The sequence below is a fragment of the Phaeobacter sp. CAU 1743 genome (assembly GCF_039839315.1).
Lineage (GTDB): Bacteria > Pseudomonadota > Alphaproteobacteria > Rhodobacterales > Rhodobacteraceae > Phycobacter > Phycobacter gallaeciensis_A.
The window spans coordinates 66213-80884 of the sequence record NZ_JBDOQR010000015.1 but is presented as its reverse complement, the minus strand read 5'-3'; the positions used below and the strand labels follow the sequence as shown (position 1 = coordinate 80884).

Annotated in this window: 14 protein-coding genes and 1 pseudogene; 10 read left to right on the top strand and 5 right to left on the bottom strand. The window is 62.9% G+C overall.

What is annotated here, in order from left to right; translation table 11 throughout:
- The 6 genes and pseudogenes from AAFO90_RS08445 to AAFO90_RS08420 form a co-directional block, all read left to right on the top strand.
- A pseudogene (locus AAFO90_RS08445) lies at positions 1–91 on the top strand (IS5/IS1182 family transposase); the annotation flags it as partial.
- 42 nt (positions 92–133) lie between these two features.
- Positions 134–1114, top strand: coding sequence for a type II secretion system F family protein (locus AAFO90_RS08440; protein WP_274827743.1), 981 nt, complete (start codon positions 134–136; stop codon positions 1112–1114).
- Positions 1115–1188: 74 nt separating this feature from the next.
- On the top strand, positions 1189–1731 hold the full coding sequence (locus tag AAFO90_RS08435) for a tetratricopeptide repeat protein (protein ID WP_347509097.1): 543 nt from the start codon (positions 1189–1191) through the stop codon (positions 1729–1731).
- Positions 1732–1772: 41 nt separating this feature from the next.
- Positions 1773–2624 carry a tetratricopeptide repeat protein gene (locus AAFO90_RS08430; RefSeq protein ID WP_347509091.1) on the top strand — a complete coding sequence of 284 codons (852 nt, stop codon included), beginning with the start codon at positions 1773–1775 and terminating at the stop codon, positions 2622–2624.
- Between the two features lie 3 nt (positions 2625–2627).
- Positions 2628–3149 carry a prepilin peptidase gene (locus tag AAFO90_RS08425; RefSeq protein ID WP_274831303.1) on the top strand — a complete coding sequence of 174 codons (522 nt, stop codon included), beginning with the start codon at positions 2628–2630 and terminating at the stop codon, positions 3147–3149.
- Positions 3150–3342: 193 nt separating this feature from the next.
- On the top strand, positions 3343–4650 hold the full coding sequence (locus AAFO90_RS08420) for an ATPase (RefSeq protein WP_274867038.1): 1308 nt from the start codon (positions 3343–3345) through the stop codon (positions 4648–4650).
- A 58-nt stretch (positions 4651–4708) separates the two neighbouring features.
- Here AAFO90_RS08420 and AAFO90_RS08415 read toward each other — a convergent pair whose 3' ends face one another.
- On the bottom strand, positions 4709–6229 hold the full coding sequence (locus tag AAFO90_RS08415) for an MFS transporter (RefSeq protein WP_065273727.1): 1521 nt from the start codon (positions 6227–6229) through the stop codon (positions 4709–4711).
- Positions 6230–6360: 131 nt separating this feature from the next.
- Here AAFO90_RS08415 and AAFO90_RS08410 point away from each other — a divergent pair, with 131 nt between their 5' ends.
- The 4 genes from AAFO90_RS08410 (at position 6361) to AAFO90_RS08395 (ending at position 10647) form a co-directional block, all read left to right on the top strand.
- The gene (locus AAFO90_RS08410; RefSeq protein WP_274834506.1) at positions 6361–7017 is read left to right on the top strand and encodes a MarR family transcriptional regulator; all 657 of its coding nucleotides are present in this window, start codon (positions 6361–6363) and stop codon (positions 7015–7017) included.
- Between the two features lie 34 nt (positions 7018–7051).
- Positions 7052–9478, top strand: a complete 2427-nt coding sequence (locus AAFO90_RS08405; protein WP_347509089.1) for a ligase-associated DNA damage response DEXH box helicase — start codon at positions 7052–7054, stop codon at positions 9476–9478.
- Positions 9479–9504: 26 nt separating this feature from the next.
- Positions 9505–10161 (top strand): ligase-associated DNA damage response endonuclease PdeM, encoded by a 657-nt coding sequence (gene pdeM, locus AAFO90_RS08400; RefSeq protein ID WP_347509095.1) that lies wholly within the window; start codon positions 9505–9507, stop codon positions 10159–10161.
- A 75-nt stretch (positions 10162–10236) separates the two neighbouring features.
- A complete protein-coding gene (locus tag AAFO90_RS08395) occupies positions 10237–10647 on the top strand; it encodes a PaaI family thioesterase (RefSeq protein ID WP_274831308.1) in 411 nt (136 codons plus the stop codon).
- Between the two features lie 90 nt (positions 10648–10737).
- Here AAFO90_RS08395 and folD read toward each other — a convergent pair whose 3' ends face one another.
- The 4 genes from folD to AAFO90_RS08375 all read right to left on the bottom strand — a co-directional run bounded on the left by folD (position 10738) and on the right by AAFO90_RS08375 (position 14495).
- Positions 10738–11640, bottom strand: coding sequence for a bifunctional methylenetetrahydrofolate dehydrogenase/methenyltetrahydrofolate cyclohydrolase FolD (folD, locus tag AAFO90_RS08390; RefSeq protein ID WP_347509087.1), 903 nt, complete (start codon positions 11638–11640; stop codon positions 10738–10740).
- Between the two features lie 46 nt (positions 11641–11686).
- On the bottom strand, positions 11687–11992 hold the full coding sequence (locus AAFO90_RS08385) for a chorismate mutase (RefSeq protein WP_274834509.1): 306 nt from the start codon (positions 11990–11992) through the stop codon (positions 11687–11689).
- 63 nt (positions 11993–12055) lie between these two features.
- Positions 12056–13732, bottom strand: coding sequence for a formate--tetrahydrofolate ligase (locus tag AAFO90_RS08380; RefSeq protein WP_274837641.1), 1677 nt, complete (start codon positions 13730–13732; stop codon positions 12056–12058).
- 187 nt (positions 13733–13919) lie between these two features.
- Positions 13920–14495: a sulfurase gene (locus AAFO90_RS08375; RefSeq protein WP_347509086.1), complete on the bottom strand. Its 576-nt coding sequence runs from the start codon at positions 14493–14495 to the stop codon at positions 13920–13922.
- Positions 14496–14672 lie beyond the last annotated feature (177 nt).

Here is a 14672-nt window from a genome sequence, read left to right as displayed (position 1 = left end):
GAAGGATTGGGAAAAATCCATCGCCAGCGCGGCAGCTTGGGTCACAATCGCACACATCCGCCGCGTCACGCGGATGCTCGCAAGACAATGAATTCACTCGAAAAGTTTTGAATCAGACTCTAAGGAGCGCGACATGTCCATTCTGTCCGACATCAACGGCTTTCTGACCGATCAGTTCGGTGCCTTTGGCCCGCTGCTGGCGCTGGGTCTGCTGGGTCTGTTCATGATCCTGCTAGCAATCCCGCTGCTCCTCAATCAGCCTGAGGATCCGCTGAAGAAGCTGCAAAAGAACATGGCGCCGGAAACGCAGGCCAAACCGCAAAAAGAACGGCTGCGCCAGGCCAACCGCAACGAACAGCTGCAAAAATTCGCCTCCTTCCTGGAGCCGCAGAACGCCGAGGAACTTTCGGCAATGGAACTGAAGCTGCGTCAGGCCGGCTATGCCTCAAAGGACTCAGTGCGCCTGTTCCATTTTGCCCAGTTTGCCCTGGGTCTTCTGGGGCTTGGAGCGGGGTTGTTCTTTGTCTTCGTGCTGAAGGCCGACACCGAATACGACAGCCAGCAGTTGGCACTGCGCATCATCGGGCCCGGCGGCGCGGGCTATATGCTGCCCAAATACTGGGTCACCCGCCGTATCGAAGAGCGCAAGAAACAGATCACCCAAGGCTTTCCCGATGCGCTCGACATGATGCTGGTCTGCGTTGAGGCAGGTCAGTCGCTGGACCAGTCCATCGTGCGCGTCGCCAAGGAACTGCACGCCTCTTACCCGGCGCTGGCCGAGGAGTTCGAAGTGGTGGCCTATGAAATGAAAGCGGGCAAGGAACGGGAAAAGGTGCTGCGCGACATGGGCACCCGCTGCGGGGTGCAGGATGTCTCCTCCTTCACTACCGTGATGATCCAGTCGCAGGCCTTCGGCACCTCGATCGCCGATGCGTTGCGTGTCTATGCGGACGAAATGCGGGACAAACGCGTGATGCGCGCCGAAGAGGCCGCAAACAAGTTGCCAGTGAAAATGACTCTTGCCACAATGGGCCTGACGGTGCCGCCACTGCTGATCATTCTGGTCGGACCTTCGGTGCAGGGCATCATGAATATGGGCAACATGGGTAACTGATCATGGCCAATTCGCGGAGGGCAGTGCCCCACCGCCCATACGTTTCTGAAACCGCCATCCGTGCCGCCGCGCTGATGGCGGTGTTTGCTGTTGGGGCCTGCGATACGCAGATTATGCATCAAGATCCCGCCAGCCCCTGGGCACCCGGCGTGGACACCCGCAAACAGGCCGAGGACGGGCTGGTGGTCGGCCACCGGCTGATGGATGCCGGAGAGTACGAGCTGGCCCTTGACGCCTTTACCCGCGCCGGGCTGGAGCACGGGCTGACCGCCGAGGTGCTGTCCAGCATGGGATCGGCCAATCTGGGACTTGGCCGTCTGGGTCAGGCAGAAACCCTGCTGCGACGCGCAACAAAGGCCGCGCCAGACTGGCCCGAGGCCCTGAACAACCTTGGCGTCGTCCTTATGGAGCGCGGAAAAACTCCGGAAGCCACACAAATTCTGCGCCGTGCCTATGCGCTGGATAATGGCGAAAGTGACGCAATCCGGGATAATTTGCGCCGGGCTCTCGAAAATCTTGAAAAATCTGCGCATAGTGATCCGCAAAACGAAGGTCGAAACGACTACACTTTGATGCGGCAAGGCGGCGGCAGTTACCGGATTGGCAAGGTGCCCTGACCCCAAGACCGCAAAGGCAGAGCAGCAAAAGGACGCATAAAATGCGCCAGTCAATTCTTGTGACACCATGCCTGATCGGCGCACTGACCCTGTCGGCCTGCATGAAACCCGATGGCAAGGAAACCGTCGAACGGGCGTTTCAGGACGTGAACGTCGTCGATGAACACAACCTCAACGATGTGATGCTGACCGTGGCGGACCCGAATGAGGCGGTGAGCTACTTCCAGAAATCGCTGAAATCCGCTCCGGACCGGATCGATTTCCAGCGCGGACTGGCCACTTCGATGATCCGCGCCAAACGCAATACCGAGGCCGCAAGCGCCTGGAAAAAAGTCGCTGCCCACCCCGAGGCGACCGTGGAAGACAAGGTCTCGCTGGCAGACGCCCTGATCCGCACCGGCGATTGGAAAGGCGCAAAGGCCGCGCTGGATTCAGTGCCACCAACACATGAAACCTATCGCCGGTATCGGCTTGAGGCGATGGTGGCGGATGCCAACAAGGAATGGAAACGCGCCGACAGTTTCTATGAAATCGCCACTGGCCTTACCACGCAGCCAGCCAAGGTGATGAACAACTGGGGCTATTCAAAACTCTCGCGCGGCAGCTATGCCCAGGCCGAGCGCCTATTCAGCGACGCCATCCGTCAGGATCCCTCGCTGTTCACCGCCAAGAACAATCTGGTTCTGGCCCGCGGTGCCCAGCGCAATTACACCCTGCCGGTGATCCCGCTAGATCAGACGGAGCGCGCCCAACTGCTGCACACGTTGGCGCTGTCGGCGGTGAAGCAGGGCGACGTCAAGACAGGTGAGAACCTGCTGCGCGAAGCCATCGCTACCCATCCCCAGCATTTTGAGGCCGCAGCCCGTTCGCTGGCAGCCCTCGAAAACGGCTGATCCATGGTCCATCTGGCCATCCCGGCCCAGGCCGCGCTGTGGTTCCTGCCCTTCGTGCTGCCGCTGTGCTATGCGGCAGCGCTGACGGATCTGCGCGGCATGCGCATTCCCAACTGGATCAATGACACGCTGGGTGCAGTCTATGTGGTGGTTGGGCTTTTCGTGATGCCGTCCTGGGCCGATTATGGCTGGCAGCTGCTGCATCTTCCGGTCGGGATCGGCCTTGGCTTTCTGTTCTATTCGGCCGGCATGATCGGCGCCGGGGATGCCAAATTCGCCGGGGCTGCCGCGCCGCTGGTGGCGCTCGCTGATCTGCCTGCGGTGATGATGATCTTTTCCGCCAATCTCCTTGCCGGCTTTGTCACCCATAGGCTGGTGAAATACACACCGCTGCGCAGGCTCGCGCCCGACTGGCGCAGCTGGAACGTCGGCAGCAAGTTTCCCATGGGCCTATGCCTTGGCGGCACATTGGCCATCTACCTGATCCTTGGCGCCCTGTTTGGCAGCCTGCCTGCAGCCGCCTGATACCAAAGCTGAGACCTCCTGTCGGTCACTAAAATCCAGCTCAAATTGCAACGCCTTTCCCGGAAATGCACCAGCATTGCCGTTGTCTTGCCACAGTGGTGAATAGACTGTGAGGTCAGCAACGCAGCTCTTGTCCCCTGCCCCGCCAGGCAGAGGCGTAGCAGGGGCACAGGATGAACAGACAGGCCGTGACATGAACATGCAGACCAGCGCCGTGGTGGCGCCGCCCGCGCCCAAGGGGCTTGCCCAGATGCAGCTGCCCATCGTGATGATGCGCGATATCCTTCTAAAAACCATGTTCCGCAAGAACGCGGATATGGTCAGCGATATCGCCGCCGCGCTGTGCCTGCCGATCCCAGTGACGCAGGAACTGGTCGACATGGCCCGCGAACAGAAACTGCTGGAGGCGACCGGCACGCTCAACGCCAACAGCGGCAATGAAATGGGCTATCAGCTGACCGATGCGGGGCGCGCGCGCGCGCTCGATGCGCTCAGCCAGTCCGAATACTACGGCGCCATGCCTGTGCCGCTGGATGTCTACCGCGAACAGGTCGAACGCCAGTCGATCCGCAACATCATGGTCACCCGGCAGCAACTGACCGATGCGATGGGGCACCTTATCCTGCCCGACAGCCTGCTGGATCACCTCGGCCCTGCCGTCAGCGCTGGCCGGTCGATCCTGATGTATGGCCCGCCCGGCAACGGGAAATCCTCGATCTCGAACGGGATCCGCGATGCCCTGGGTGATTGTGTCTATGTACCCCGCGCCATCGAATACGCCGGTCAGGTTATCACTGTCTATGACCCCATCGTGCACACCGCGGCCCCCGAAGAAGCCGAAGACCCCAATGCCCTGCGCCGCCCGCGCCGGTTCGACACGCGCTATGTGAAATGCGAACGGCCCACCGTGGTCACAGGCGGCGAATTGTCCCTTTCGATGCTGGATCTGGTCTACAACCCGACCGCGCGTACCTACCAGGCGCCGCTGCAATTGAAATCCACTGGCGGCATCTTCATCGTCGACGACCTTGGCCGTCAGGCAGAGCCGCCACAGGCCCTGGTCAACCGCTGGATTGTGCCACTGGAAGAGGGGCGCGATATTCTTGCCCTGCAATCGGGCGAAAAGTTCGAAGTGCCCTTCGACACGCTGGTGATCTTTTCCACCAACTTTCACCCGAACGAGATCTTTGACCAGGCCGCGCTGCGTCGGATCTTCTTCAAGATCAAGATCGACGGTCCGGATCAGGAAAACTTCCTCAAGATCTTTGCGCTGGTGGCCCGCAAGAAAGGGATGCGCCTGGACGAGGCCACATTGGTGCATCTCCTGAAGACGAAATACCCCACCATCGACAACGTATACGCCAACTACCAGCCGGTGTTCCTGATCGACCAGATGATGGCGATCTGCGATTTCGAAGGCATCCCCTACGAGATGAGCCCCGATCTGATCGACCGGGCCTGGGCGAACATGTTTGTCAAGGACGAGGAAATCGTGAAGTAAGGCGCGGCAAACAGCACGCCCCGGATCAGGCTCTGTGCGGCCTGCCTTTTGGCGGCATCTAATCCGCTTCTGCCGTCCGGCTCATGCTGCGCTCCTCCAGCGGGATTTCCGCCAGGAACAGCGACATCAGGCAGGCAAGGCAAGCCAGCACCGTTGCTGCCCAGAACACCGGGTGCAGCGCCTCGGCGATGCCGGTCACCACCGCCTCGCGCAGGCCGGGCTCCATCGCCATGATGGCATCCTTGCTGAGGCTACGCGGGTTCATACCGCCAAGGGCGCCGCCCAGTTCCCGCGTCAGACCGGCGGCAAACACCGCGCCAAAGACCGCCGTGCCGACCGAGCCGCCGATCATCCGGAACATATTGGCGCTGGCGGTGCCGACACCGACCATGGTCAGCGGCACCGCGTTCTGAATCGAAGTGACGCCAACCGCCATCACCGGCCCAATCCCCAGACCGGTCAGCACCATCGACACCGCAATCCACCATTCGGGTGTGCTGGTGCCCATCTGCGCAAGGGAGGCCATCGCCCCGGCCAGGATCAGCGTGGATACGGTGGGCATCCACCGATACCGCCCGGTCCGCACCATGATCCGCCCCGAGATGGAGGAACCAAGGATGATCCCGACCATCATCGGAAAGGTGAACATGCCCGACAGCGCCGGCGACATGCCCCGCACCACCTGCATGAAAAAGGGCACAAACACGATGGTACCGAACATCGCCGAACCGACGATCAGCCCAACTGCGTTGGACACCAGGAAATTGTTGATCCGGAACAGGCGCAGCGGCAGGATCGGCTCCTTGGCGCGGCTTTCGATCATCACAAAGACGGCCAGCGCCGCCAGTGTCGCGATCAACAGCCCCTGCATCTCTGCGCTGCTCCAGGGCAGGGTAGAGCCGCCAAGGCTGGCGGAGATCACCGCCAGTGAAAGCAGCAGCGACAGGCTCAACCCGCCGGCATAGTCAATCGACGGTCGCCGCCCGGTCGGCACCGTGGCCAGCGAACGGGCCAACACCACAAAAGCCGCCAGCCCCAGCGGCAGGTTCAGCAGGAACAGCCACTCCCACGCGAAATGCTGCACGATAAAGCCCCCCGCCAGCGGGCCGACCACGGTTGAGGCAGCAAAGACGCTGCCCAGCATCCCCTGATAGCGGCCCCGCTCGCGGGCGGGGACAGCATCGGCGACAGTGGCCATAGAGACGACGATCAGCCCGCCGCCGCCAACGCCCTGCACAAACCGCCCTGCCACCAGCACCCAGAGGTTCGGCGCCAGCGCGCAGATAAGTGAGCCAACAAGAAACACCACGATGCCGCCCTGCATCACCGGCTTGCGCCCGAACAGGTCACCCAGCTTGCCACAGACCGGCGCCCCGACGGTCGCCGCCATCAGATAGGCGGTAATGACCCAGGTGATCTGCGACAATCCGCCCAGCTCGCTCAGAATCGTGGGCAGCGCCGTCGTCACCACCGTCTGACCCAGCGAGGCAATGAACAAAACAGAGGCCACCGCGCCGATCATCAGCTTCAGCTCTCGGTCGTCCAGGGCTCCGGGGGTGCTTGGGATCGGTCCGCTCACGTGATAATCCTTGCTCTGGCTTGATTTGAAAGGGGGCCGCTCCGCAGTTGCATTGCGTTCGGCCCTGAAACAGGTCATCTGATAATAGCACATGTATGACGACGTCATTTACATGTCAATAGCATGTAATTTTGTCAGCCCCCCGGGCCGACGACCTCCTGGAGGATGGAACCATAGCCGGGCGCAACACCGAACTGACGAATTTCCTGGAACAGGCCGGGATTGACAGCCGCACCAGCACGGCAGCGCTGGAGATTGACGACGTGCTGCAACAGTGGCGGCGCCGGGTGAACAAGCGCGAGCTAGGCTCGGCGGCGCTGGCGGCCTTTGGGCTGGCCGAGGAGGTCGATCTGGCCCAGCTTGACGTGATGATGGCGATCTGGGCCCCGGCGAGCACCTTTGGCAGCGACGATGCCGAGGAAGAGGTCATGGTCTCCACCGTTGCCGCGCGCCTGCGCATCGACCCGTCGCGGGCCTCACGGCTGACCAGCGACCTGATCGCCCGAGGGCTGGCCCGGCGCACCGTCAGCCAGCGTGACGCCCGCCGCACTCTGGTCGAGCTGACGGAACGGGGCACCGCCATCATCGAAGCCGTGCGCCAGTTCAAGTTCCTTGTTCTTGGCGAATTCCTGTCGGGCTGGAGCGAAGAGGAACTCGCCCTATTTGTCCCCCTGTTCGAACGGTTCGTCACCTGGACCGAAGAAGCCGGGGATATCGGCAACAACCGTTTCCCGGACGAGATCAACGCCATCAGCGCACGGCTGGCGCAGGTCCCCGGCGCCTCCTGACGCCCTGCCCGCCGCTGCCCCAAACGGAACCTTTATGGATAGCACCGCCCCCTTGCCGCCCCGAATCCTGGACTGGTTCAGCGCCCGGGGCTGGTCCATCCATCCGCATCAGCAGGACATGCTGGACCGTGCCACCGAGCCCGCCACGCTGCTGATCGCCCCCACCGGCGGCGGCAAGACGATGGCCGGTTTCCTACCGACGCTGGCCGAGCTGGCGGACGGCAGCCACGAAGGTCTGCACACGCTCTATGTCTCACCACTCAAGGCGCTGGCGGCGGATATCAAACGCAACCTGCGCACGCCGGTTGAGGAAATGGGACTGCCGATCCGGATTGACGATCGCACCGGCGACACCCCGCAATCGCGCCGCAAACGCCAGCGCGCCGACCCACCGCATATCCTGCTGACCACCCCCGAAAGCCTGGCGCTGATGGTCTCCTACGAGGATGCCACCCGGACCTTTGGCGGGCTGCGGCGCATCGTCATCGACGAAATCCACGCTCTCGCCGAAAGCAAACGCGGCGATCAGCTGATGCTGGCACTGGCGCGGCTGCAAAGCCTCTGCCCGGATCTGCGCCGGGTGGGGCTCTCGGCCACGGTGGATAATCCCGCCGCCATCGCCCGCTATCTGGCGCGCCATCCGGACCCCTGCGATATCGTGCTGGCTGATACCGGCCCCGCCCCCGATATCGCCATGTTGCACACGGCCGAGGCACCGCCCTGGGCCGGGGGCGGCGCGGCCTATGCGATCCCTGCCGTGCTGGAACAGATCCGCGCCCATCAGACCACGCTGATCTTTCACAACACCCGGGCACAGGCGGAAATCTTCTTTCACAACCTGTGGCTCGCCAATGAGGATGCGCTGCCCATCGCCATTCATCACGGCTCGCTTGACCGGGCGCAGCGCGAGCGGGTCGAGGCCGCGATGGTCGCCGGAGAGCTGCGCGCCGTGGTCTGTACCGGCTCGCTGGATCTGGGCATCGACTGGGGCAACGTGGATCTGGTGATCCAGATCGGCGCCCCAAAGAACGTCAAACGGCTGGTGCAGCGCACCGGGCGGGCAAATCACCGCTACAACGCCCCGTCCAAGGCTCTGCTGGTGCCCGCCAACCGGTTTGAAGTGATCGAATGCCACGCCGCGCTGGAGGCGGTGCAGGCAGGCAGGCTTGATGGTGACCCGCGCCCACCGGGGCCGCGCGACGTGCTGTGCCAGCATATCCAGATCACCGCCTGCGCGGGACCGTTTGATGCCGATGCGCTTTTCGCCGAGGTCATCAGCACAGGCGCCTATGCTGCCCTCAGCCGCGCGGAATTCGATGCCTGTCTCGATTTCTGCGCCACCGGCGGTTACGCCCTGCGCGCCTATGACCAATGGCAGCGCCTGCTACAGCGCCCGGACGGCCTGTGGCAGCTGCGCGATCCGCGCGCGGCGGCCCGCATCCGCATGAATATCGGCACCATTCAGGACGCCGACCTTCTGAAGGTGCGGATGAAACACAGCCGCGGCGGCAAGCCGCTGGGCGAGATCGAAGAGGCCTTTGCCGCCACATTGACCCCCGGCGATACCTTCCTGATCGGTGGCCAGATCGTGCGCTATGAATCCTTGCGCGAAATGACAGTGGAGGTCAGCCGCGACCGGGGCCGCAAGCCGAAGATCGCCGTGTTCTCGGGCACCAAATTCGCCACCTCCACCCAATTGAGCCAGGGCATTCTGGACCTTCTGGCGCGCGGCGACTGGCCCGATCTGCCCGCCCACACCGCTGACTGGCTGGACCTGCAGCGCCAGGTGTCCGAATTGCCCCGCGCCGGGCAGATGCTGATCGAAAGCTTTCCGCATCAGGGCCGGGAACACGCCTGTCTTTATGGCTTTGCCGGACGCAACGCGCAGCAGACGCTGGGGCTGCTGGTGACCAAACGGATGGAGGAGCTGGGCCTTGATCCGCTGGGCTTTGTCGCCACAGATTACGCCACGCTGATCTGGGGCCTTGCGGAGCTGACCGACCCCGCGCCCTTGCTGAAGGCCGACGCCCTGCGCGACGGGCTGGAGCGCTGGCTGGCGGAAAACGCGGTGATGAAACGCGCCTTTCGCGGCGCGGCCACCATCGCCGGGCTGATCGAACGCAACAGCCCCGGCGCCCGCAAATCCGGGCGGCAGGCGACGTTTTCGTCCGATATCCTTTATGACACGCTACGCAAATACGATCCCGGTCACCTGCTGCTGGATATCACCCGCGACGAAGCGCTGAGCGGGCTGGTGGATTTTGCCCGTATCGAGGAGATGGCCGACCGCATCCGCGGCCGCGTGACCCTGCGGCGACTTGAGCGGATCAGCCCGCTGGCCGCGCCCTTACTGTTGGAAATGGGAAAGGTGCCGGTTCAGGGCGCTGGAGCACAAAAACTGCTGGAGCGCGAAGCCGAAGAACTGATGCGCACCTCGGGCCTCGCGGAGCTGGATCCATGAACGATCCGGCAGGATTTCAGGGCACCTTGGTCGGCTATGATTTCACACTGGCAGGCGCACAGCTCACCGCGCTTGGCAGCGGCGCGCTCTGGTGGACAGAGCGGCGCCTTCTTTGTGTCTCGGACCTGCATATGGGCAAATCTGAGCGCCACCTGCGGCGCGGCGGCGCTCCCCTGCCCCCTTATGAGACCCGCGATACACTGGCGCGGCTGGCGGCGCTGATCCGGCAACTCCAGCCCGAAACCGTGCTCTGCCTTGGCGACAGTTTCGACGATCTGGCCGCCGCCCAGGCGCTGCCGCCAGAGGACGTGCAGGACCTGCGCAGCCTGATCGCCGCACAGGACTGGATCTGGGTGGAGGGCAACCACGATCCGGGCCCTGCGGGATTTGGCGGTCGCTCCTGCACCGAGATGCGCCTTGGCCCGCTCACCTTTCGCCATATTGCCGAGGGTGACGCCGAAGCAGGAGAGGTCTCGGGCCACTACCACCCCAAGGCGCGGCTACGCCGGGGCAGTGCCCGCCCCGCCTTTCTGCTGGATCGCACCCGACTGATCCTGCCCGCCTTTGGCACCTATACCGGTGGGCTGCGCAGCAGTGATCCTGCCCTTGCGGGACTGATGGCGCCAGAAGCGATTGCGATCCTGACCGGACCAAAACCCCTGCCCTGCCCAATGCCTCGCTAGGTTGGCCCAGCTAGACCGGCCCCGCTAACGCAACGTCTTGTTCCCACCGGTCCCTGCAGGCCGTATGATCGCGGCATGAGCACAGATCGCATATCAGACAGTTTCGCCCGCCAAAGCATGATGCAAACCCTCGGCGCCACGCTGGATTCCGTAGCGCCAGGCAAGGTGGTGGTCTCCGCCCCTATCCTGCCCAGCAGCCTGCAACAGCATGGCGTCGCCCACGCGGCGTTGACCTTTGCCATCGGCGATACCGCAGCAGGATACGCGGCGCTGTCCCTGATGCCCGAGGATCAGGAAGTGATGACCGCAGAGATCAAGATCAACCTGCTGGCGCCCGGCGCTGGGGATCGCCTGCGGGCCACCGGCACCGTGGTGAAACCCGGACGGCGGCTGGTCGTGGCCACCTGCGAAGTCCATGCCATCACCGGTGAGGAAGAAAAGCTGGTGGCGATCCTGCAAGGCACCATGGTGCCGGTCGCAAAGTAGGCCCCTGCTCCACCAGACCCCCAAAAGCAAAACACCCGCCGAAACAGTCCGGCGGGTGCAGCTGACAAAAGCGTCAGAGTATCAAAGCAATCAGGCGGTCAGACCTTCCGGCTCTGCCAGACCGTTGGCCCGGCAGCAGGCGGTGACCGTGTTGGCCAACAAGCAAGCGATGGTCATCGGACCGACACCACCCGGCACCGGGGTGATGGCACCGGCACGCGCCGCAGCGCTTTCGAAATGCACATCACCGACAAGGCGGGTCTTGCCTTCGCCCTTTTCCGGGGCGTCGATACGGTTGATACCAACGTCAATCACGGTGGCGCCTTCCTTGATCCAGTCGCCCGGCACCATTTCCGGGCGCCCGACGGCAGCCACCACGATATCGGCGCGGCGCACCACATCGGGCAGATCCTTGGTGCGGCTATGCGCGATGGTCACGGTGCAGCTGTCCCCCAGCAGCAGCTGCGCCATCGGTTTGCCCACGATATTGGAGCGGCCGATCACCACCGCATCCATGCCCGACAGGCTGCCGTGATAATCACGCAGCATCATCAGACAGCCCAGCGGCGTGCAGGGCACCATGGATTTCTGGCCGGTGCCCAATAGACCCACGTTGGAAATATGGAAGCCGTCCACGTCCTTGGCCGGGTCGATGGCATTGATTACCAGATCCTCGTCCAGATGGCCGGGCAGCGGCAGCTGCACCAGAATACCATGCACGGCGGGATCATTGTTCAGCTGGTCGATCAGCGCCAACAGGTCGGCCTCAGAGGTATCCGCCTCCAGCTTGTGCTCGTAGGAGTTCATGCCGACCTCAACGGTCTGCTTGCCCTTGGAGCGGACATAGACCTGGCTCGCCGGATCCTCGCCCACCAGCACAACCGCCAGACCGGGGGTGATACCGTGCTCTTCCTTCAGGCGCGCCACATGTTCGCCGACCTGACTGCGGACCTTGGCCGCAAAGGCCTTGCCGTCAATGATATTTGCTGCCATCGCTTCGTTCCTTCTCAGGGCTGCAAGACCGGATGCGGCCTCGCGCTCATGTCTCGGGGATCTCTCGCGCCTCGCGCGAAATCGACCAATCCACCATATCGCGCCAGATACCTTCGACCAGAGCAGGATCGAGCCCCTCAGCCTCGGCGGTGCGGCAGGCGTTGACGACAACCTCCTCAACACGGGCCGGGATCCGCGCGGGCCAGCCATTCACCTGCTTCAGCTCCACTGCCCGGTCGATATAGTCCGCCCGCGCCCGCAGCATCCTGACCAGTGCCACATCAAGCGTATCGATCGCGGCGCGCAACTCGCCCATATCGGCACAGTCCTGCGGTGGTTTCGGGTTGGTCATCGTTACAAAAACTCCTACGGCCCGGGAATAGGTCCCCGGGCCGCAGATTGCGCAATTTGCGCCTTAGAACAAGCCTTCGATCTGCCCTTCGGCATTCAGATGGATGTTTTCCGCCGCAGGGGTGCGGGGCAGGCCCGGCATGGTCATGATCTCGCCGCAGACAACCACGACAAACCCGGCGCCCGCAGAGAGGCGGACCTCACGCACCGGGACCGAGTGGCCGGTGGGCGCGCCGCGCAGGTTGGGATCGGTCGAGAAGCTGTACTGGGTCTTCGCCATACAGACCGGCAGGTTGCCATAACCCTGATCTTCCCAGAGTTTCAGCTGATCGCGGATCTTCTTGTCGGCCAGCACTTCGTCGGCGCGGTAGATGCCCTTGGCGATGCGCTCGATCTTCTCAAAAAGGGTCAGCTCATCGTTGTAGAGCGGTGCGAACTGGCTGACGCCGCTGTCGGCGATTTCCGCGACGCGGCGGGCCAGATCGGCAGAGCCTTCCGAACCCAGCTCCCAGTGACGCGACAGGATCGCTTCGGAGCCCTGGGTTTCCACGTAGTCCTTGACCGCCTGGATTTCCGCATCGGTATCGGTGACGAAGTGGTTGATCGCGACGACAACCGGCACACCAAAGGATTTCAGGTTGCCGATGTGACGGCCGAGGTTGGCGCAGCCTTCCATCACCGCTTCGACGTTTTCGGCGCCAAGATCTGCCTTGGCCACGCCGCCGTTCATCTTCATCGCGCGCACAGTGGCGACCAGCACAACGCAGTCGGGTGCGATACCGGCCTTGCGGCACTTGATGTTCATGAACTTCTCGGCGCCGAGGTCCGCACCAAATCCCGCTTCGGTCACCACGTAATCAGCAACTTTCATCGCGGTCTTTGTCGCGATGACAGAGTTACAGCCGTGCGCGATGTTGGCGAAGGGACCGCCGTGGACAAAGGCCGGGTTGTTTTCCAGCGTCTGCACCAGGTTCGGCTGCATTGCGTCCTTCAGCAGCACCGCCATGGCGCCTTCTGCCTTGATATCACGGCAATAAACCGGGCTGCGGTCGCGGCGATAGGCCACGATCATGGCGCCCAGACGCTTTTCCAGATCCTGCAGGTCGTTGGCCAGGCACAGGATCGCCATCACTTCGGAGGCCACGGTGATGTCGAAACCACCTTCGCGCGGGAACCCGTTGGCAACACCGCCGAGGGAGACGTTGATCTGGCGCAGGGCCCGGTCGTTCATATCGACAACGCGGCGCCACTGGACGCGGCGGATGTCGATTTCCTGCTCGTTGCCCCAGTAGATGTGGTTGTCGATCATCGCGCTCAGCAGCGAGTGTGCCGAGGTGATCGCGTGGAAGTCACCGGTGAAGTGGAGGTTCATGTCCTCCATCGGCACGACCTGCGCGTAGCCACCACCAGCGGCGCCGCCCTTCATACCGAAGTTCGGACCAAGCGAGGCTTCGCGGATACAGACCATGGCGTTCTTGCCGATCTTGTTCAGACCATCGCCCAGCCCCACGGTGGTGGTGGTCTTGCCTTCGCCCGCCGGGGTTGGGTTGATCGCGGTCACCAGGATCAGCTTGCCATCGGGTTTGTCCTGCACCGAGTTGATGAAGGACTGGCTCACCTTGGCCTTGTCGTGGCCGTAGGGCAGCAGATCGTCATGCGACATGCCCAGCTTGCTGCCGATGTCCTGAATGGGGAGCTTCTTCGCTTCGCGCGCGATTTCGATGTCACTCTTGTAGCTCATGGCCTGGTTCCTGACCTGTTTCTGTCCGTTGACCGGCTCGCGGGCCGGAGTTGACCAAGACTTAGCCAGACTGCGGCAAATGGCGCGCGTGATTTCCGACATTATCGTGTCTTGAAGCGGCGTAGGGCGAATTCGATCGGAACTTCGAGTGTCCGAAAGGAACGCATTGCTCCTTTCGGGCGCGGCTTCAGGGCGCCCAGGCGCGCTGATCCGGTACAAAAACCGTCAGAGCATCCCCGATTGAGAGCCGACCCGGACGTTCTACCCAGGCGGTGATTCCCCGTCGGTTTTTCGCCGCAGGTTTGAATTTCGCGCCGTAGCCGCCATGATCCTTTTCGATCTCGCGCCCCGGCAGCACGCAGGGGCGGTTCTCCATATCCACGGTCAGGGTGGTGCCATCCGGCCCCTGCAGCCGGGAACTGGGCGGGATGAAGGTGAAATCGGGAATACCGCGCAGCACCAGGCTGGCACCCAGCCAGGCTGGGTCGATCTGCTCCAGCCCCATATCCGCGGCAATCAGTGCCAGTTCTTCCTCAGAGAGAATGGTCAGCTGGCGCACGTTGCGGATTTCGGTGCCGGTGGGATAGAGGTTCTTCACCCGCACGCAGGAGGGACGCAAACTGCCCTCGTGACGCTCCCCCGCGATGCCGTCAAAGCCGAGGTCCATTGCCTGCTGTGGAATCGCTGCAAGCCCCTCTCTTGCCGGAACCTGTCCCATCCAGACAATCTCTCCGGTGAATTCGGTTTCGCGCAAGACTGGCATGTAAGGGCTCCCCTGTACTTCATCCGCTTTGCACTACCGCTTACGCAGGGCACAGCGCTTTTGCCGAACCATACACGCTAAGCCCCGAACTGCCAGAGAGAACCATGGGCTTCATCGAGGGAGGCGGTCGGATCGCAACGCGATCCGATCCGGGCGCTGGGGCGCCGGGCAGCACAG

Coding starts and splice junctions, on each gene's coding strand:
- AAFO90_RS08440 (WP_274827743.1), top strand. CDS start 134: ATGTCCATTCTGTCCGACATCAACGGCTTTCTGACCGATCAGTTCGGT.
- AAFO90_RS08435 (WP_347509097.1), top strand. CDS start 1,189: ATGGCGGTGTTTGCTGTTGGGGCCTGCGATACGCAGATTATGCATCAA.
- AAFO90_RS08430 (WP_347509091.1), top strand. CDS start 1,773: ATGCGCCAGTCAATTCTTGTGACACCATGCCTGATCGGCGCACTGACC.
- AAFO90_RS08425 (WP_274831303.1), top strand. CDS start 2,628: ATGGTCCATCTGGCCATCCCGGCCCAGGCCGCGCTGTGGTTCCTGCCC.
- AAFO90_RS08420 (WP_274867038.1), top strand. CDS start 3,343: ATGAACATGCAGACCAGCGCCGTGGTGGCGCCGCCCGCGCCCAAGGGG.
- AAFO90_RS08405 (WP_347509089.1), top strand. CDS start 7,052: ATGGATAGCACCGCCCCCTTGCCGCCCCGAATCCTGGACTGGTTCAGC.
- AAFO90_RS08395 (WP_274831308.1), top strand. CDS start 10,237: ATGAGCACAGATCGCATATCAGACAGTTTCGCCCGCCAAAGCATGATG.
- folD (WP_347509087.1), bottom strand. CDS start 11,640: ATGGCAGCAAATATCATTGACGGCAAGGCCTTTGCGGCCAAGGTCCGC.
- AAFO90_RS08385 (WP_274834509.1), bottom strand. CDS start 11,992: ATGACCAACCCGAAACCACCGCAGGACTGTGCCGATATGGGCGAGTTG.
- AAFO90_RS08380 (WP_274837641.1), bottom strand. CDS start 13,732: ATGAGCTACAAGAGTGACATCGAAATCGCGCGCGAAGCGAAGAAGCTC.
- AAFO90_RS08375 (WP_347509086.1), bottom strand. CDS start 14,495: ATGCCAGTCTTGCGCGAAACCGAATTCACCGGAGAGATTGTCTGGATG.